Origin of the sequence: Klebsiella sp. KTE92, assembly GCF_000398905.1 — a bacterium.
GTDB classification, from domain to species: domain Bacteria; phylum Pseudomonadota; class Gammaproteobacteria; order Enterobacterales; family Enterobacteriaceae; genus Klebsiella; species Klebsiella variicola.
This window is the reverse complement of record NZ_KB976100.1, coordinates 3,349,229-3,366,717: the sequence shown is the minus strand read 5'-3', so window position 1 is coordinate 3,366,717 and position 17,489 is coordinate 3,349,229. Positions and strand designations below refer to the sequence as shown.

Here is a 17,489-nt window from a genome sequence, read left to right as displayed (position 1 = left end):
TATGATGCGAATCGCGCTTTTCCTGCTGACGAACCTGGCAGTAATGGTCGTGTTCGGGCTGGTGTTAAGCCTCACGGGGATCCAATCCAGCAGCATGACCGGTCTGTTGATTATGGCCCTGCTGTTCGGCTTCGGTGGTTCTATCGTTTCGCTGATGATGTCGAAATGGATGGCCCTGAAGTCTGTGGGTGGGGAAGTGATCGAGCAGCCGCGCAACGAAACGGAACGCTGGCTGATGCACACCGTCGCCCAACAGGCGCAGCAGGCGGGCATTGCCATGCCGCAGGTGGCTATCTATCACGCGCCTGATATTAACGCTTTTGCTACCGGCGCGCGTCGCGACGCCTCGCTGGTCGCCGTCAGCACCGGGCTGCTACAAAACATGAGCCGTGATGAAGCGGAAGCGGTCATTGCCCATGAAATCAGCCATATCGCTAATGGCGATATGGTGACCATGACGCTGATTCAGGGGGTGGTGAACACCTTCGTTATCTTTATCTCGCGCGTGATTGCCCAGATTGCGGCCGGTTTCCTCGGCGGCAACCGGGAAGATGAAGGGGAGAGCAGCAATGGTAACCCGCTGATCTACTTCGCTGTCGCCACGGTGCTGGAACTGGTGTTCGGTATTCTGGCCAGCATTATTACCATGTGGTTCTCTCGTCATCGCGAGTTCCACGCTGACGCCGGCTCGGCGCGACTGGTGGGCCGCGAGAAGATGATTGCTGCCCTGCAGCGTCTGAAAACCAGCTATGAGCCACAGGAAGCCAGCAGCATGATGGCGTTCTGCATCAATGGTAAAGCGAAATCCATGAGCGAGCTGTTTATGACTCACCCGCCGCTGGATAAACGTATTGAAGCCCTGCGTAGCGGTGAGTATCTGAAGTAATCCGTCGGTTCGACGCTAAAAATAAAAAATCCGCAGCCCGAAAGCTGCGGATTTTTTTTGCCGCCGTTTATCAGGCCGCGCGCGGCTGGGTGACGCGCAGACCGCTAATCAGTGCGGCAACGGTCGCCAGAATGCCGGCCAGCAGCAGGGCGGTATGGGTGCCGCTGTTGCCGAGCAGGTTGAACAGCAGGGCGACCAGCGCCGCGCCAGTGCTCTGACCGAGCAGGCGAGCGGTACCCAGCATCCCGCTGGCGCCACCGCTACGATGGCTCGGAGCTGAGGCGACAATGGTGTGGTTATTCGGCGACTGAAACAGCCCGAAACCGGCGCCGCACAGCGCCATACGCCAGATAATATCCAGATCGGAAGGCGACTCGGGCAGCAGCGCCAGGCCGAACAGGCCGCAGGCCATAACCAGCAGCCCAATGGCCCCCAGCAGCCCTGCATGGCATTTCTCAATCAAATAACCGGCCAGCGGCGCCATCACCATGGTCGCCAGCGGCCACGGCGTCAGCAGCAGGCCGGTCTCCACTTCGCTGCGCCCCATCATCGTCTGCAGGAAGAAGGGCAGGGAGACCATCGCCAGCATCTGCGCACAGAAGGAGCAGATGGAGGTGCAGATAGAGAGTGAGAAGAGCGGGATGCGCAGCAGGTCGACCGGCAGCAGGGGGACGGGCATGCTGAGCTGGCGGCGAACGAAGAAAAGGCCCACCACCAGCATGGCGGCCACTTCCGCCAGCACCAGCTGAACAGACTGTCCCTGGGCGAACCCGCTGAGCGCAGTGATCAGCAGCCCGAAGGTGAGGGCGTTCATGATGGCGCTCGGCAGATCGAAGCGGATGATTTTGCTGCGCGCGCTGTTGGGTGGCAGAAAGCGCATGGCCAGAACAAAAGCGACGATCCCGAGGGGAACGTTAATTAAAAACAGCCATTGCCATGAGGCAAGGGAGAGGATCGCCGCGGCGATCGTCGGGCCTGCTGCCGAAGAGACGGCGACGACAAAGGAGTTGATGCCCATGCCGCGGCCGAGAAAGCGCTGCGGATAAATCAGGCGGATCAACGCGGTGTTCACGCTCATCAGCGCGGCGCCGCCCAGCCCCTGGGCGACGCGGGCGAAGGTCAGCATGTCGAGACTGCGCGACAGGGCGCAGGCCAGCGAGGTAAAGATAAACACCACCAGGCCTATCTTATAGATGCGGCGATAGCCGACCATATCGCCGAGGAAAGAGAGCGGTAGCAGGGCGATGACAATGGCGATTTGGTAGGCGTTAACGATCCAGATTGACGCCGCCGGCGAGGCGTTAAGATCGCTGGCGATGGTCGGGAGCGCGACGTTGGCGATAGCCCCGTCGAGCACGGCCATGGTCAGCCCCAGCACGATGGTCAGAATGGCGCCATAGCGTTGCGGCAGCGGCACGCCATCGGAAGAATTTTTATCCATGGTGAATATAAGTCTTAAATGAAACGGTTTTTTGAATGATGAGTTTAGCATTGATTATTCCGCAGTATGTCGCAGATTTGTAACGAAGTGGCAGAAGAATGATTGCGGCGCAGAGGCGGCGAATTTATAATAAAAACCGGTTCTAAATTTTATAAAACAGTTACGGCGAGGTGATAAATGGCAGGTGCAGATTTGGATAAACAGCCAGATTCTGTCTCTTCGGTATTGAAGGTTTTTGGCATCTTACAGGCGCTGGGTGAAGAGCGTGAAATTGGCATTACCGAACTGTCCCAGCGCGTCATGATGTCGAAAAGCACCGTTTATCGCTTTTTACAGACCATGAAATCACTGGGCTATGTGGCGCAGGAAGGCGAGTCAGAGAAATACTCCCTCACGCTCAAGCTGTTCGAGCTGGGCGCTCGTGCGCTGCAGAACGTCGACCTGGTACGCAGCGCCGATATTCAGATGCGCGAACTCTCCCGGCTGACGAAAGAGACTATTCACCTCGGGGCGCTGGATGAAGACAGCATCGTCTACATCCACAAGATTGACTCGATGTACAATCTGCGGATGTACTCGCGTATCGGCCGTCGCAATCCGCTGTACAGTACCGCGATTGGTAAGGTACTGCTGGCGTGGCGCGATCGCAGCGAAGTGGAGCAGATCCTCGAGGGCGTGGAGTATAAACGCAGCACCGAGCGGACCATCACCAGCACGGAAGCGCTGCTGAAGGTGCTGGATGGCGTACGCGAGCAGGGATATGGCGAAGATAACGAAGAGCAGGAAGAGGGACTACGCTGCATCGGGGTACCGGTGTTCGATCGTTTCGGCGTGGTTATCGCCGGACTGAGCATCTCTTTCCCGACGCTACGTTTCTCAGAAGAACGTTTGCATGAGTATGTGGCGATGCTGCATCAGGCGGCGCGCAAGATTTCTGAGCAAATGGGATACAACGACTACCCGTTCTGACGCGGTAGCTGAAACATCCGGCGAGCGCGGTGCTATTGTCGCGCTCGCCGGAGTGATTTTAACCGTTATCAACCACGGTTGCGCTTTTGCGCAGAATGGGACAGTTACTGACGCCGATCACACCGCTGTTGGAATGCACATAAAGTGCGGTACTGACCCCGCGGGCGGTGAGATACTGACACTTAAGACCCAGACCACCGACGTTTTCTTCACTGTGGAATAATACGCCATAGCCGCTTAATAATACGCCAATCCATAAGATAGCCACGACGACAATAGTACGAATGATTAATCGCATTGATGCCTCATTATTTGTATGATCCTTGCCGTGATTTTGACACGAACACGTTTTGAAACAAGTCGATGATTCCTAAACTTGCCGTTCGTATTACAGTTAGCCGCGGTTTAAGAAGGCCGTGTTATCCTGGTGAGATAAAGTACTAATGCGGAGAGTGGAGTGAAAAAATTACGGTGGGTTTTACTGATAGTCATCATAGCAGGCTGCCTGTTGCTGTGGACTCAGATGCTTAACGTAATGTGCGACCAGGATGTTCAGTTTTTCAGCGGCATTTGCACTATCAATAAATTCATCCCGTGGTAAGACATTTTTCTGACGACTGATTTCCTTCTGCGGTGTGGGTGGTAGAATGAACGCCTTCTCTTTGAGGTGGTGAAATGAGTGAGTTACTAAATCCTGGGATCTTAAATCTGGCTTCGCTGGCTGTATCCGTCGCGTTGCTGCTTGTCGGTCTGTTGTTATGGTTCTTCGTCAACCGCGCCAGTTCGCGGGCGAACGAGCAGATAGAACTGCTGCAAGCGCTGCTGGATCAGCAAAAGCGGCAGAATGCGCTGTTACGTCGCCTTTGCGAAGCTAATGCGCCGGAAAAAGAGGACGTGGCCGAGCCGACCGTCGCAGGCAAGGCGAAAGGAGAGGATGAGTTTATCCGCCTGGTGGCAGAGCGCTAAGTACCTCCACAGGTGTGCATCATAAGATGCGCACCTGCATGATAACTGGCAGTAATAGCTTATTCTTATTCCATTATTCCTTTCCCCGTGCATTATTCCCTTTTTTACACGCTGTAAATAAAGTCATTCCCGCCGCGTTTATTGCCCTGGAATGTGACACTGTCATCATTTTTTCATTATTAAGGTGCAGAATTAGCTCTATTTTTAGCGTGACGACTAACAGGTTTTATTATCACTACACTGGTACGGCTTTAGCGATTTTTCGTCTGCTGTTATGAGTAATTATGCGCATCAATATTCATCGCCTTCAGCGAAGCGCCGTCAGCATGGCGGTTCGTATACGTACATACCTGGACGAAGCGAAGTTGTTGAGCTATGGTAAAAAAGTTGCAGTAATGAGGCAGCAACCAGGTGATATTAGCGAATGCTATAACGCCTTGCCAGGAGCGGCAAAGACGCATAAATGTGCAGGCGATCAAATGATTACCTTATAATTTGTGCGAACGATCGTGACACGTTTAAAAATGGCTTGCCATTATTTACGTAGTATGTGATAACACGTTTCGGGTTAAACGAGGTACAGTTCTGTTTATGTGTGGCATTTTCAGTAAAGAAGTCCTGAGTAAACACGTTGTCGTTGAATACCGCTTCTCTGCCGAACCTTAAATTAGTGCCTCATGCAGTTATGTGTCAGTTTTATCTATGTAAACGCCAGCAGGCGAAGAAAACAGTCTAAGGAATTTTGCAAATGGCAAAGATTAAAGGTCAAGTTAAGTGGTTCAACGAGTCTAAAGGTTTTGGTTTCATTACTCCGGCTGATGGCAGCAAAGACGTGTTCGTACACTTCTCCGCTATCCAGGGTAACGGCTTCAAAACTCTGGCTGAAGGCCAGAACGTTGAGTTCGAAATTCAGGACGGCCAGAAAGGTCCGGCTGCAGTTAACGTAACTGCTATCTGATACAAGACCACTCTTCTTGTATAAAAGCCTCGCCTGCGCGGGGCTTTTGCGTTTTTATTGCAAAGCATGTCATTTTACCCCCTTCCGTCGCGTCTTGTTGCAAATAGTCAACTTTATTAGCATTGTGTAGCAGTCTGTTTTGCTAATTTTCTGTTAAATCAGATGGTTGCAAAATGATGCCGGAGCTATGGTGCTAAAGAAAAAAATGAAGTCCGCCGCCAGCTTTACCCCGATTCGCTTCGGGTTACTCTGTGTGGCCATTCTTGGTTGTCTGGGACTGCTGTTGGCCCGCGTGGGCTGGCTGCAAATTGTCTCTCCCGATAACCTGGTAAAACAAGAAGACATGCGTTCTCTGCGCGAAGAGCCTGTGGCGGTGGAGCGCGGCATGATTAGCGACCGCGAAGGACGACCGCTGGCGGTGAGCGTACCGGTCAGCGCTATCTGGATCGACCCGCAGACCACCATGGAGAAGGGTGGGGTTGGTTATGGTCCTCGCTGGCAGGCAATGGCCGAAGCACTGCATCTCAACCTCGGGGAGCTGGCCCAACGGGTACAAAGTCATCCTCACGCCCGTTTTCTCTATCTGGCGCGTCAGATCAATCCGGAGCAGGCGGAGTGGATTGATAAACTGCATCTCCCGGGCGTCTATCTGCGCGATGAATCGCGACGTTTCTATCCGGCTGGTCATGTGGCTGCCAATCTGCTGGGCTTTACCAACGTCGATAATCAGGGCATCGAAGGGGTGGAGAAAAGCTTTAATGCCCAGCTGACCGGCAAACCCGGACGACGCCTGGTGCGCAAAGATAAACATGGCAATGTTATTGAAAATATTACCGAAGTGCCGCCAGTCCCGGCGCATAATTTGCAGCTGAGTATTGATGAACGTCTGCAGACGGTGACCGAAGATGCGCTGGATAATGCCGTTCGCTGGAATAAGGCGGAATCCGGGGCGGCGGTATTGATCAAAATTGATACCGGTGAGATTCTGGCGATGGCCAGCTACCCGGACTTCAATCCGAACAATCGCGACAGCGCGACGCTGGATGATTTCCGCAACCGCGCCATCAGCGACACCTTCGAACCCGGGTCGACCGTCAAACCGCTGGTGATCATGACCGCGCTCCAGCAGGGGATTGTCCAGCCGGATAGCGTGGTGGACACCCATCCGTTTGTCCTCGACGGCCACCGCATCCGCGATGTGGGCTATTATCCGGAGCTGAGTCTGACCGGGATCCTGCAAAAATCCAGTGATACCGGCGTGTCGCATCTCTCGCTCGCTATGCCGGTGCAGCATCTGCTTGATACCTATCAGGCATTTGGGTTCGGCGAGCCGACCGGATTGGGATTGACCGGGGAAAGCGCCGGGCTGATGCCGCATCGTCGCTACTGGGGGCAGCTGGATCGCGCTACCTTCGCTTTCGGCTATGGGTTAATGGTGACGCCGCTCCAGCTGGCGCACGTCTACGCGACTATCGGCGGTTTCGGTATTGAACGACCGTTGTCGATAACCCGCATCGATCCGCCGGTGATAGGTACGCGGGTGATGCCGGAGAACATCGTTCACAGCGTAGAGCATATGATGGAGAGCGTGGCGCTCCCGGGGGGAGGCGGTACTAAAGCGGCAGTGCGCGACTACCGGGTGGCGGTAAAAACCGGGACGGCGAAGAAAATCGGTCCGGACGGCAAATATATCGATAAATATGTGGCCTACACCGCCGGCGTGGCGCCCGCCAGTCGTCCACAGTTTGCGCTGGTGGTGGTGATGAACGATCCGAGTAATGGCTCCTATTACGGCGGGGCGGTGTCCGCGCCGGTCTTCAGCCAGATCATGGGGGATGTCCTGCGGCTGGAGAACGTCATGCCGGACGGCATGCCGCAAGGGGCGGAGAATCTGATCGTGATGCACGACAGCCATCCGCTGGCGCCGGCGCTGTAACAGTGGTCTGCAGGGGCGAATAGCGCTACACTTTCGCCCTTTAGCAACACCGGAGCCGTCATGTCATACAGTTGCCCCCTTTGCCACGCGCCGTTAAGCCGCGGCGACAACTACTATTCCTGCCCGCAGCGGCACCAGTTCGATCTGGCGAAAGAGGGGTACGTCAATCTGCTACCGGTGCAGTTCAAGCGGTCGCGCGATCCCGGCGATAGCGCTGAGATGATGCAGGCCCGGCGGGCGTTTCTGGATGCGGGTCATTATCAGCCGCTACGGGAGGCGATCGCCGAACGGCTGCGGCACTACGCCCCTGCGGATTTACTGGATATCGGCTGTGGCGAAGGGTATTACACCCACGCGTTTGCCACCATCGCCAGCCATAGCTGGGGGCTGGACGTGTCGAAGCCAGCGATCCGCGCGGCGGCAAAACGCTACCCGCAGGTCAGTTTTTGCGTCGCCTCCAGCCAGCGTCTGCCGTTCTCTGATAACAGCTTCGATGCGGTAGTGCGCATTTACGCCCCCTGCAACGCCGAAGAGCTGGCGCGGGTGGTGCGGCCTGGCGGATGGGTGATCACCGCCACGCCGGGACCCCGCCATCTGCTGGAGCTAAAAGGGCTGATTTACGATGAGGTACGCCTGCATGAGCTGAAGACGGAAGCGATGCCGGGATTCCGCCTGGACGCTCAGCAGCAGCTGGCCTATCCGATGACCCTGACGGGAAGTGAAGCGCAGGCGCTGCTGCAGATGACGCCGTTCGCGTGGCGGGCTAAGCCTGAGGTGCACGCCGCGCTGCGTCAGCAGGCGACGTTTGGCTGCCAGACCGACTTCATGATCCATTGCTGGCAGCGCGAGGCGTAAGGCTTAACCGGCGAAATGGCTCCAGAGGATTTCGCTGCCGATGCCAATCAGCACAATACCGCCGAGGATTTCGGCCCGTTTGCCCAACAGCGGGCCAATAAAGCGACCGACCATGATCCCCAGCGTCGACATAAGAAACGTCGCGCAGCCGATCGCCAGTGCGGTGGTCACAATGCTGACCTGCAGGAAGGCCAGACCCACACCAACGGCCATCGCGTCAAGGCTGGTGGCGAAGGCGGTGGTGACCAGCAGCCAGAAACCATGACGGCGAGGCGCGTCGCACGCCTCGTCGCTGTCGCCGCGAACACCTTCCACGATCATTCGCCCGCCGAGAAACACCAGCAGAATAAAGGCAATCCAGTGGTTCCACTCGAGGACAAACTGGCTGGCCAACATGCCGAGTCCCCAGCCGACCAGCGGGGTCAGGGTTTCAATCACGCCAAAAATCAGCCCGGTGCGGACGGCTTCTGAGAATTTAGGTTTGTGCAGGGTGGCACCCTTGCCGATAGAGGCTGCAAAGGCGTCCATAGACATGCCGAAGGCGAGAAGAATGGTAGCGGATAAATTCATGTGCGTGTCCTGACCGGGGATAATCCATATGACACATCGCTGCCCCCAGTAAATATACGCGGAGCCGCTCAATGGCTGAGCAATACGTACAGCAGTGATGTATCTATGGTCTCGCCTGATTGAATCACTTCAACCCGTACGTGCCACGTTTTGCAACGAGTATGTTGACACGTACATTTCCTGGCAAACAGGAAATCGGCTACTCCCCAACGACGGGCGCAACCTTAACATATTTTTAGAATATAAAACAATAACAGAAGACGGCTATTTTAATAACCAAATGATAACGATTTTCATTTAAATTTATAAGTAAATAAATAGTTAATAAAAAAGGGAAGAGGAGGCAGGGGAAATATAGCCATGGCTATATGTTTTTCCAGAGAAAAACTGGAAAATATAGCGCTGGCTATATTTATAACTCATTGAGTTGAAACGAGAAGTTTGTAGATTTTCTCCAGGTCGTCGATATTTCGTACGCGAATAAGCAGCCGCCGTTGCTCTAATTGCATCACCAGCACGCCGTCCTCGGATAAATTCATCTCTTTAATTCGCTGATATTCTATCCACACGTTGGCGAAGAAAAAACCGCGCGGTTTAAAAATGATTTTCGGCGTACGGATCCAGAATAAATAGAGACCCATCAGCGCCAGGGCAGATAATAGCCAGGTGGTGATCGGGGTGCCGTGCTGGGTAATGTTGTTATAGATCAGAATGGCGGTGAGGCCGACAAAGATCAGACCGTCAACGCGGCTGCGGCGAAGCAGGGGAATGGCCAGCAGCACCGGGCCGTTCCGCCTCGGCATAATGAACTGGTCATACACCGCGTAGGCCAGTAGCGCAAGGATAAACAGTATGATCACCAGGTCCGTGAATGTCATTGCTTTGCGTTCCTCCTGATAAAAAAAAGCCGGGGGCAAGCCCCCGGCGTACAACCTGGAAATTACAGACCCAGCAGGCCGACAGCGTAGCCCGCGATACCGATGACGAAGAAGCCAACGATGATCCACAGTGGGTTAACTTTCTTGCGCAGCAGCCACATACAGGCGAAGGTCAACAGCAGCGGTACCAGGCCCGGCATCAACTGGTCGAGGATGGTTTGCACCGTGGTGACGTGAACCTGTCCGTCAGAACCGGTGATTTTTGACACCACCATCGGAATATTCACGTGCGTCCACTTGTTAACCAGCGCCCCCATGACAAACAGGCCGAGGATTGACGCCCCCTCAGTCAGTTTCTGCAGGAAACCGCCGCCCATATCTTTAACGATGTCCACGCCTTTGCGGTAACCATAGGCGACGCCATAGTAACGGGTCAGCAGACGCACTGCGTTGAACAGGATAAAGAACAGCAGAGGACCGAGCAGGCTACCGCTCATCGCGATCCCAGCGCCTAAGGCCGCGAACACCGGACGCACGGTACCCCAGAAGATCGGGTCGCCGACGCCGGCCAGCGGCCCCATCAGACCGACTTTGATGCCGTTGATGGCGCCATCGTCAATCTCTGCGCCATTGGCGCGCTGCTCTTCCATCGCCAGGGTTACGCCCAGTACCGGAGCGGCAACGTAAGGATGGGTGTTGAAGAACTCAAGGTGACGTTTAATCGCCTGCTTACGCGCATCATTGTTCTCCGGGTACAGGCGACGGATTGCCGGAACCATAGAGAAGCAGAAGCCCAGCGCCTGCATACGTTCGAAGTTCCATGACCCCTGGAACAGGTTAGAACGAATGAACACGCCACGAATATCACTCTGAGTGAGTTTTTTCTCGGTGGTATTTTTAGTCATATCAACCATTTCGCTCACCTGTTAGTCCAATTCGTTATCGAGATCGTTGTTACCAGCCGCCTGAGCCGGCGCACCGGCGACGCGGTTATATTTCGGGCTCAGCTGGATGTAGAGGATAGCCATGACCGCACCAATCACACCCAGGGCTACCAGGTTGAAGTTGGTGAAGGCGGCGGTGACGAAGCCGAGGTAGAAGAACGGCATCAGGTAGCCTGCGCGCATCATGTTGATGACCATCGCATAACCGACAACCACGATCATACCGCCGGCGATGTTCAGACCGCTGGTGACCACTTCAGGGATCGCGTTCAGCAGGCCCTGGACTTCGCTGGTACCGACGGAAATGGCGACGATGACGGCCGGGATAGCGATACGCATCGCCTGCAGGAACAAGGACGAGACGTGCAACCACGACAGGGCGGTCAGGTTGCCATTCTCCGCCGCTTTATCTGCCGCGTGCTGGAAGGCTACGGTGATGGTACGAACGATAATGGTCAGCACCTGGCCTGCCGCCGCCAGCGGGATAGCCAGCGCGATACCGGCACCGATGCTCTGATGGCCGGCAATAACCAGAACGGTGGAAATAATGGACGCCAGCGCGGCATCAGGTGCAACCGCCGCACCGATGTTCATCCAACCCAGAGCGATCATTTCCAGCGTACCGCCGATGATAATACCGGTTTTCATATCGCCGAGAACGGCACCGATCAGCGTACAAGCGACCAGAGGACGGTGGAACTGAAATTCATCAAGCACCGACTCCATACCCGCAATACACGCGACGATGAACACCAGCACAATCTGAAGAAGGGTAATCTCCATTGTACTTCTCCTGTTGATTAAGTCTTAAAGTGAAAACTGGGGCGCGATCGGCCGGGTTATTTATCAACCTTGGCGATCAGATCCATCATTTTCAGTTTCGGGTCGGTGGACACTTTACGTGCCTCCAGCTCGATACCGCGTGCGTTCAGCTTGTTAAACGCCTCAATATCTTTGGCATCGACCGAAATCGCGTTGTTAACCTGGGTTTTGCCCTGGCGGAACGCCATACCACCGATGTTGACGCTGGTGATTTTCACGCCGCCCTCGACGATACGCTCAACGTCGGTCGGGTTAGTAAACAGCAGCATGACGCGCTGCCCGGCGTACATCGGGTTGTTGTAAACGCGGATCATTTTGGCGACGTCCACCACGTGGGCGGTGACGCCCGGTGGTGCAACCTGGGTCAGCAGGGTTTTGCGCACCGTATCCGCGGCCACTTCGTCGCTGACGACGATGATGCGGGTGACGTTGGTCTCTTTGGTCCAGCGGGTGGCGACCTGACCATGGATCAGGCGGTCGTCAATGCGCGCGAGGCCAATCACCATGTAGTCGTTCGGGCCCATTGGTTTGGCCGGCGCGGCGGCTTTTGGCGCCGCGGCAGGGGCTGGCGCGGGAGCCGCTTTTTCCACCGGTTTGGCCTTCAGCGCTTTCACGCCTTCGCTACCGGTCTCCACCGCTAAGGCGACCAGTTCATCAAACGAAGGGTCATCATCGCGGGCCATGAAGGTTTCCACCAGCATCGGGATGTTGACGCCAGCGATAACTTCGTAATGCTCTTTATCGACGACAATGCGGCTCGCAGCGTTGAACGGGCTGCCTCCCCATGTATCGACGAGAAATAGCACGCCTTTACTGGTATCCAGTTTTGCCAACTGGGCCTTGTATTTCTCGATCAGCGTTTCGGCGTTTTCACCCGGAACGAAATCGATCCAGCCAACGTTTTCCTGCTCGCCCAACAGCATCTCTGCTGTTTTCAGCAGCTGTTCTGCAGCCCAACCATGTGTGCCTATTACAATAGCAATCGTCACTTGCTACCTCCTTTATTATCGTGAATGCATCATCTGCTTTGATACATCCTGAATCACTCTTGAGGACAAAATCGATTCAGTTAGGGTGTAAGATAGAAAATAGTTACTACCGCGAATTATTTTAGACAGTGAAAAAATAATTAATGTGATGAAGATCCGTTAATCAGGCATCGCCTGGTAATAATTTTGCAGCGCAAAAAATAGCCTTAGTTATTGCAAATTCAGGTAAATTTTTTCCAATTTCGATCTATATTTTGCTATGTTTAACTTCCGTTTAATTACTCAGGAGTATAGGGCATAGCCCGCAGTATGGACCGTCATCGACGTCTTTTCACTTTCTGGCACCTGGTTGCCACCTCCACGCATCACGCTTTTCTCTCAGCACCTATTGTCGCGCCCATGCATGACATGGCGATGACTCAGCTTGCCGCTAACCGGAGTCGTACATGGAATTGTTAATGGATCCCTCAATCTGGGCTGGCCTGTTGACGCTTATCGTTCTGGAGATTGTGCTCGGTATCGACAACCTGGTGTTTATTGCCATCCTGGCGGACAAACTGCCGCCGAAGCAGCGCGATAAAGCGCGACTGATCGGCCTGTCGCTGGCGCTGGTGATGCGCCTGGGGCTGCTGTCGGTGATCTCCTGGATGGTGACCCTGACGAAGCCGCTGATTACTATCGCTGATTTCTCCTTTTCCGGGCGCGACCTTATCATGCTGCTCGGCGGGATCTTCTTGCTGTTTAAGGCGACGACTGAACTGCATGAGCGGCTGGAAAACCGCCAGCACGATAGCGGTCACGGTAAAGGGTATGCCAGTTTCTGGGTGGTGGTACTGCAGATCGTGGTGCTGGACGCCGTCTTCTCTCTGGATGCGGTGATCACGGCGGTCGGGATGGTTAACCATCTGCCGGTGATGATGGCGGCGGTGGTGATCGCCATGATCATGATGCTGCTGGCGTCGAAGCCATTGACGCGCTTTGTCAACCAGCACCCGACGGTGGTGGTGCTCTGTCTGAGCTTCCTGTTGATGATCGGCCTGAGCCTGGTGGCGGAAGGGTTTGGCTTCCATATTCCGAAAGGGTATCTGTACGCGGCGATCGGTTTCTCGATCATCATCGAGTTCTTTAACCAGGTGGCGCGACGCAACTTTGTCCGACATCAGTCGACGCTGCCGCTGCGTGCCCGTACCGCGGATGCGATCCTGCGCCTGATGGGCGGCCGGAAACAGACCTCCGTCAGCCATGACGCCGACAGCCCGGCAGCCATACCTGTGCCGGAAGGGGCGTTTGCCGAAGAAGAACGTTACATGATTAACGGCGTGCTGACGCTGGCCCAGCGCTCCCTGCGCGGTATTATGACCCCGCGCGGTGAAATCAGCTGGGTCGACGCCGAACAGAGTGATGACGAAATTCGTCGTCAGCTGCTCTCGTCGCCGCACAGTCTGTTCCCGGTCTGCCGCGGAGAGCTGGATGAAATCATCGGTATCGTGCGGGCGAAAGAGTTGCTGGTGGCCCTTGAGGCGGGCGAAAACGTTGCGGCGCTGGCCTCTGCCTCCCCGGCGATTGTCGTCCCGGAAACGCTGGACCCGATCAATCTGCTCGGCGTTCTGCGCCGCGCGCGCGGCAGCTTTGTCATCGTGACCAACGAGTTTGGCATGGTACAGGGGCTGGTGACGCCGCTGGACGTCCTGGAAGCCATCGCCGGTGAATTCCCGGATGCCGATGAGACGCCGGAGATCGTCATTGACGGCGATGGCTGGCTGATCAAAGGCTCGACCGACCTGCATGCGCTGCAGCAGGCGCTTGGACTGGATGCGCTGGTCAATGAAGATGAGGATATTGCCACGGTGGCCGGGTTGGTGATCGCCGTCAATGGCCATATCCCGCGCATTGGCGACACCGTGTCGCTACCGCCGCTGCAGTTTACCGTGGTGGAAGCGAATGATTACCGGGTCGACCTGGTCCGCGCGGTGGTCACCCGTCCGCTGAGCGACGAAGAAGAGTAATTGCCCTGCTCGTCGGCCCCTGTGGCCGGCGAGCTATTCTCCCCCCTCGCTTTTCTGCCCCTCTCTGTCTGCCAGCCACGCCGGAAACGCCTCTATCGGCATCGGCCGGGCATAATAAAATCCCTGCAGCACATCGACGCCGTGGCCCCGGAGATAGCTTTCCTGCTCCAGCGTCTCCACCCCTTCGGCCACGGTAACGATATTCAGACGGTCGGCGAGGGCTATAATAATATCCGTCACCGTGGCATTGACGCTGTCTATCCCGACGGAACTGGTAAACGAGCGGTCGATCTTCAGCACGTCCGGCCGCAGTTTTTCCAGCCACGAGAGCGAGCTGTTACCGGTGCCAAAATCATCTATCGCCAGCTGGACCCCTTTTAAATGCAAATGTTCGGCCATGTGCTGGTCGCCATCCTGCAGGACATCGCGTTCGGTGAGTTCAACCACCAGCTGTTGTACCGGATTGACGCTAAACCAGTAATTGTGCAGGTCATGCAGCAGCAAACCGTGGGCAAAGTGACGGGCAGCGACATTAATCGCGATATGAAAATGCGGCTCGCTGGGGAAGGCATCCAGGCGGCGGGCGGTTTCGGCGATCACATAGCGGGTGAGGGGAATAATCAGATTGTCCCCTTCGGCGATGGGAATAAATACCTCGGGCGAAATCTCGCCGCGGCGGGGGTTGTTCCAGCGCAGCAGGATCTCAACCCCGCAGCAGCGTCCGCTGCGCGCATCCTGCAGCGGCTGGCACCAGAGGGTAAATTCCCGGGCCGTGATGCCGAGACTTATCTCTCGCGAGAAACTCATTCTGCCGGCGGTGGCCAGCCAGGCGATGCCGGTCATCAACAGGCTGAAGATGAGGGCCAGCGGCAGCTCACCGGGCAGCTCCTCCAGCGCGATAGTCGCGGCACCCGGACCGTTAATGTTGATGGTAAAGGGAAATTCTGTGGAGCGCTGGCGATAAATCACTGACGCCTGCGGGGCGTGCGCTTTGTCAATCAGGCCGAGGCCGCTGATAAAATAATGGTCGCCGACCTGCAGGCTGACGTCGCTGATCAGGGGCGATTTTTCTTTGAGAATTAAGGTCCCCAGCAGTTCGATATTGACAATTAACATCACGCCGTCGAAGCCGCTTTCCGAGGCTGGATACCACTGGATCAGCACCGGTGTGCCTTTGAGCAGTGAGTTGTCGGTAGAAAAGAGCAGTAAGGGGTGGTGAGCCGGAAGCGCGGGCTGCAGCTGGTGCAGATCCGCCTGCCGTTGCCCAAAGATACTGGAACAGTAGATCATCCCTGACGCCACCAGCGCGACGGAGCGGACCGTCTGCAACGAGGCCGCCATTTTGCGCAGTGTGAGATGAATATCCATGCAGGGTTTGTCGACCAGGGAGAGTAGCGTCGCCCGCTCTGCGCTCAGTGGACGCAGGATGTTATCCAGCGCCGTGACCCGCTGGCTGGCGACAGTGCGAATGTACTCTTCATTTACGCTACGCTGTGAAATAAATCGGATAGCTAAGGTGGTACCCAGGGTTAGCAGGGCTACCAGCAGGCAGACAATAATGCGTTTGCGACGATAGGCCGTAATGACTTTTTGTGCAGTCTGCATGTGCGACACCCTGTCGACAGGACGAGTGGTTAAGCGTGGCTTATTTAATAGAGCAATTGTAGTGGCAGAATATCGCCAGGTATAGAAAAAAGAAAATGCGCCGTTGAAGGCGCATCAGGGAGATTTCAGTCACCAGGGTTATCCCCCTGCGCGCTTTGCGGGCGCAGGGGGGGACGAACAGTTTAGTCACACTGAACTTTAATCGCCAGGCCGCCGCGGGAGGTTTCGCGGTACTTGGCGTTCATGTCTTTACCGGTTTCGTACATGGTCTCGATCACTTTGTCGAGCGAGACGCGCGGTTCGCTGGTACGGCGCATCGCCATTCGCGCGGCGTTGATTGCCTTGACGGAGGCGATGGCGTTACGTTCAATGCATGGCACCTGCACCTGGCCGGCGACCGGGTCGCAGGTCAGGCCGAGGTTGTGTTCCATGCCGATCTCCGCCGCCACGCAAACCTGTTCCGGGCTGGCGCCGAGCAGTTCAGCCAGGCCCGCCGCCGCCATCGAGCAGGCAACGCCCACTTCACCCTGACAGCCGACTTCCGCCCCGGAAATGGAGGCATTCATCTTGTACAGCGCGCCGATCGCCCCGCAGGCCATAAAGTAGCGGATATAAATTTCCGGGCTGACGGATTCGATAAAGTGGTCGTAATAGGCGAGTACCGCCGGAACGATGCCGCAGGCGCCGTTGGTCGGCGCGGTCACCACGCGACCGCCGGCGGCGTTCTCTTCATTGACCGCCAGTGCGAACATATTGACCCAGTCAACGACATTCATTGGATCGCTGGAGAGCTTATCGCTGGCCACCAGCAGACGACGCAGCGCCGAGGCGCGACGCGGCACGCGCAGCGGACCAGGCAGCACGCCTTCGGTGTTCATCCCGCGGTCGATACAGGCGCGCATGGTCTGCCAGACGTTGGCGAAATAGTCCTCGATCTCTTTTTTGCTGTGCAGCGCCAGCTCGTTTTGCATCACCATCCCGGAGAGCGACAGGCCGGTCTCTTTACAATACGCCAGCATTTCCTGCGCCGATTTAAACGGGTAGGGCACCTGCAATTCGTTGGCGTTTTCTTTGCCGAAGTGCTCTTCATCGACGATAAAGCCGCCGCCAATCGAGTAATAGGTCTTGCAGTAGATCTCTTTCTCGCCGGCCCAGGCATGAATGGTCATGCCGTTTTCGTGCAGCGGCAGGTTGTCGCTGCGAAAACGCATGCCGTCATCCGCCGGGAAGTCGACCTCGTGCTGGCCGTTGGCCAGCAGCAGTCGGCCGCGCGCCTCGACGTCACGGATAAATGCCGGGATCGCGTCAATATCGACCGTATCGGGCTGATTGCCCGCCAGTCCCATGATAATGGCGATGTCCGTATGGTGGCCTTTGCCGGTTAATGACAGCGAGCCGTAGACGTCAACCGCCACACGGGTCACCGCATTAAGCAATCCTTTTTCGACCAGGTCATCGACGAACTGTTTACCGGCCTTCATCGGGCCAACAGTGTGGGAAGATGAGGGACCAATCCCCACCTTGAACATGTCGAATAGACTAATCACGATAATACTCCTGACAGGGTTACCGCGGGTGCGGTAACGATGTAATAACTGCGCATAGTGTAAGAGGGAAGCGCGCTGCCAGTTGAACTATTCACATGAATTAAACTAATGGATAAC

The 17,489-nt window shown here is 55.8% G+C and carries 18 protein-coding genes, 1 pseudogene and 1 riboswitch; of the genes and pseudogenes, 10 read left to right on the top strand and 9 right to left on the bottom strand.

The features are described 5' to 3' along the window. Position 1: 1 nt before the first annotated feature. A complete protein-coding gene (gene htpX, locus A1WC_RS09620) occupies positions 2-886 on the top strand; it encodes a protease HtpX (RefSeq protein ID WP_008804280.1) in 885 nt (294 codons plus the stop codon). A gap of 70 nt (positions 887-956) precedes the next feature. On the opposite strand, the gene A1WC_RS09625 is transcribed toward htpX, so the two are convergent. Beyond that, on the bottom strand, positions 957-2,327 hold the full coding sequence (locus A1WC_RS09625; protein ID WP_032691420.1) for an MFS transporter: 1,371 nt from the start codon (positions 2,325-2,327) through the stop codon (positions 957-959). 177 nt (positions 2,328-2,504) lie between these two features. Between A1WC_RS09625 and kdgR the strand changes: the two genes are divergently transcribed. Further along, positions 2,505-3,296: a DNA-binding transcriptional regulator KdgR gene (gene kdgR / locus A1WC_RS09630; protein ID WP_008804282.1), complete on the top strand. Its 792-nt coding sequence runs from the start codon at positions 2,505-2,507 to the stop codon at positions 3,294-3,296. Positions 3,297-3,354: 58 nt separating this feature from the next. Here the strand turns inward: kdgR and A1WC_RS09635 are convergent, their stop codons facing one another. Continuing rightward, a complete protein-coding gene (locus tag A1WC_RS09635) occupies positions 3,355-3,594 on the bottom strand; it encodes a YobH family protein (RefSeq protein ID WP_008804283.1) in 240 nt (79 codons plus the stop codon). 159 nt (positions 3,595-3,753) lie between these two features. On the opposite strand from A1WC_RS09635, the gene mgrB reads away from it, so the two are divergent. From mgrB to rlmA, 7 genes and pseudogenes are all read left to right on the top strand, one after another. Next, positions 3,754-3,897 (top strand): PhoP/PhoQ regulator MgrB, encoded by a 144-nt coding sequence (gene mgrB, locus A1WC_RS0125240; RefSeq protein WP_002911375.1) that lies wholly within the window; start codon positions 3,754-3,756, stop codon positions 3,895-3,897. Between the two features lie 74 nt (positions 3,898-3,971). Then, on the top strand, positions 3,972-4,262 hold the full coding sequence (locus A1WC_RS09640) for a YebO family protein (RefSeq protein WP_002911374.1): 291 nt from the start codon (positions 3,972-3,974) through the stop codon (positions 4,260-4,262). Between the two features lie 284 nt (positions 4,263-4,546). Continuing rightward, positions 4,547-4,756 carry a hypothetical protein gene (locus A1WC_RS28015; RefSeq protein WP_153242727.1) on the top strand — a complete coding sequence of 70 codons (210 nt, stop codon included), beginning with the start codon at positions 4,547-4,549 and terminating at the stop codon, positions 4,754-4,756. 97 nt (positions 4,757-4,853) lie between these two features. Beyond that, positions 4,854-4,925: pseudogene (locus A1WC_RS26425) on the top strand (DUF2627 domain-containing protein); the annotation flags it as partial. Between the two features lie 85 nt (positions 4,926-5,010). Next, entirely contained in the window at positions 5,011-5,220 is a 210-nt protein-coding gene (gene cspE / locus A1WC_RS09645; protein WP_001062678.1) for a transcription antiterminator/RNA stability regulator CspE, read from the top strand. A 187-nt stretch (positions 5,221-5,407) separates the two neighbouring features. After that, complete coding sequence (gene ftsI, locus A1WC_RS09650) at positions 5,408-7,156, top strand: peptidoglycan glycosyltransferase FtsI (RefSeq protein ID WP_008804285.1); 1,749 nt, start codon at positions 5,408-5,410, stop codon at positions 7,154-7,156. Positions 7,157-7,216: 60 nt separating this feature from the next. Further along, positions 7,217-8,011, top strand: coding sequence for a 23S rRNA (guanine(745)-N(1))-methyltransferase (gene rlmA / locus A1WC_RS09655; RefSeq protein ID WP_016161382.1), 795 nt, complete (start codon positions 7,217-7,219; stop codon positions 8,009-8,011). Between the two features lie 3 nt (positions 8,012-8,014). Here the strand turns inward: rlmA and mntP are convergent, their stop codons facing one another. From mntP to manX, 5 genes are all read right to left on the bottom strand, one after another. Further along, positions 8,015-8,581, bottom strand: a complete 567-nt coding sequence (gene mntP / locus A1WC_RS09660) for a manganese efflux pump MntP (protein ID WP_008804287.1) — start codon at positions 8,579-8,581, stop codon at positions 8,015-8,017. A gap of 117 nt (positions 8,582-8,698) precedes the next feature. Continuing rightward, positions 8,699-8,801: riboswitch (yybP-ykoY riboswitch) on the bottom strand. Positions 8,802-9,000: 199 nt separating this feature from the next. Further along, positions 9,001-9,459 carry a DUF986 family protein gene (locus A1WC_RS09665; protein ID WP_008804288.1) on the bottom strand — a complete coding sequence of 153 codons (459 nt, stop codon included), beginning with the start codon at positions 9,457-9,459 and terminating at the stop codon, positions 9,001-9,003. Between the two features lie 62 nt (positions 9,460-9,521). Continuing rightward, positions 9,522-10,373, bottom strand: coding sequence for a PTS mannose transporter subunit IID (locus A1WC_RS09670; protein WP_004145526.1), 852 nt, complete (start codon positions 10,371-10,373; stop codon positions 9,522-9,524). A 12-nt stretch (positions 10,374-10,385) separates the two neighbouring features. Then, positions 10,386-11,186, bottom strand: coding sequence for a PTS mannose/fructose/sorbose transporter subunit IIC (locus tag A1WC_RS09675; RefSeq protein WP_004203359.1), 801 nt, complete (start codon positions 11,184-11,186; stop codon positions 10,386-10,388). Between the two features lie 56 nt (positions 11,187-11,242). After that, positions 11,243-12,214, bottom strand: coding sequence for a PTS mannose transporter subunit IIAB (manX, locus tag A1WC_RS09680; protein ID WP_012967760.1), 972 nt, complete (start codon positions 12,212-12,214; stop codon positions 11,243-11,245). Positions 12,215-12,660: 446 nt separating this feature from the next. Here manX and yoaE point away from each other — a divergent pair, with 446 nt between their 5' ends. Continuing rightward, positions 12,661-14,220, top strand: coding sequence for a CNNM family cation transport protein YoaE (gene yoaE, locus A1WC_RS09685; protein WP_008804290.1), 1,560 nt, complete (start codon positions 12,661-12,663; stop codon positions 14,218-14,220). A 33-nt stretch (positions 14,221-14,253) separates the two neighbouring features. Here the strand turns inward: yoaE and A1WC_RS09690 are convergent, their stop codons facing one another. Both A1WC_RS09690 and sdaA read right to left on the bottom strand, forming a co-directional pair. Continuing rightward, complete coding sequence (locus A1WC_RS09690; protein WP_016161381.1) at positions 14,254-15,825, bottom strand: EAL domain-containing protein; 1,572 nt, start codon at positions 15,823-15,825, stop codon at positions 14,254-14,256. 182 nt (positions 15,826-16,007) lie between these two features. Continuing rightward, on the bottom strand, positions 16,008-17,372 hold the full coding sequence (gene sdaA, locus A1WC_RS09695) for an L-serine ammonia-lyase (RefSeq protein WP_004151445.1): 1,365 nt from the start codon (positions 17,370-17,372) through the stop codon (positions 16,008-16,010). Positions 17,373-17,489 lie beyond the last annotated feature (117 nt).

Bases quoted from the DNA above. Each gene is read 5' to 3' on its own strand.
- rlmA (WP_016161382.1), top strand. From the start codon at position 7,217: ATGTCATACAGTTGCCCCCTTTGCCACGCGCCGTTAAGCCGCGGCGAC.
- A1WC_RS09670 (WP_004145526.1), bottom strand. From the start codon at position 10,373: ATGGTTGATATGACTAAAAATACCACCGAGAAAAAACTCACTCAGAGT.
- mntP (WP_008804287.1), bottom strand. From the start codon at position 8,581: ATGAATTTATCCGCTACCATTCTTCTCGCCTTCGGCATGTCTATGGAC.
- A1WC_RS09665 (WP_008804288.1), bottom strand. From the start codon at position 9,459: ATGACATTCACGGACCTGGTGATCATACTGTTTATCCTTGCGCTACTG.
- A1WC_RS09635 (WP_008804283.1), bottom strand. From the start codon at position 3,594: ATGCGATTAATCATTCGTACTATTGTCGTCGTGGCTATCTTATGGATT.
- ftsI (WP_008804285.1), top strand. From the start codon at position 5,408: ATGGTGCTAAAGAAAAAAATGAAGTCCGCCGCCAGCTTTACCCCGATT.
- A1WC_RS09640 (WP_002911374.1), top strand. From the start codon at position 3,972: ATGAGTGAGTTACTAAATCCTGGGATCTTAAATCTGGCTTCGCTGGCT.
- A1WC_RS09625 (WP_032691420.1), bottom strand. From the start codon at position 2,327: ATGGATAAAAATTCTTCCGATGGCGTGCCGCTGCCGCAACGCTATGGC.
- yoaE (WP_008804290.1), top strand. From the start codon at position 12,661: ATGGAATTGTTAATGGATCCCTCAATCTGGGCTGGCCTGTTGACGCTT.
- htpX (WP_008804280.1), top strand. From the start codon at position 2: ATGATGCGAATCGCGCTTTTCCTGCTGACGAACCTGGCAGTAATGGTC.
- A1WC_RS28015 (WP_153242727.1), top strand. From the start codon at position 4,547: ATGCGCATCAATATTCATCGCCTTCAGCGAAGCGCCGTCAGCATGGCG.
- A1WC_RS09675 (WP_004203359.1), bottom strand. From the start codon at position 11,186: ATGGAGATTACCCTTCTTCAGATTGTGCTGGTGTTCATCGTCGCGTGT.
- A1WC_RS09690 (WP_016161381.1), bottom strand. From the start codon at position 15,825: ATGCAGACTGCACAAAAAGTCATTACGGCCTATCGTCGCAAACGCATT.
- cspE (WP_001062678.1), top strand. From the start codon at position 5,011: ATGGCAAAGATTAAAGGTCAAGTTAAGTGGTTCAACGAGTCTAAAGGT.
- kdgR (WP_008804282.1), top strand. From the start codon at position 2,505: ATGGCAGGTGCAGATTTGGATAAACAGCCAGATTCTGTCTCTTCGGTA.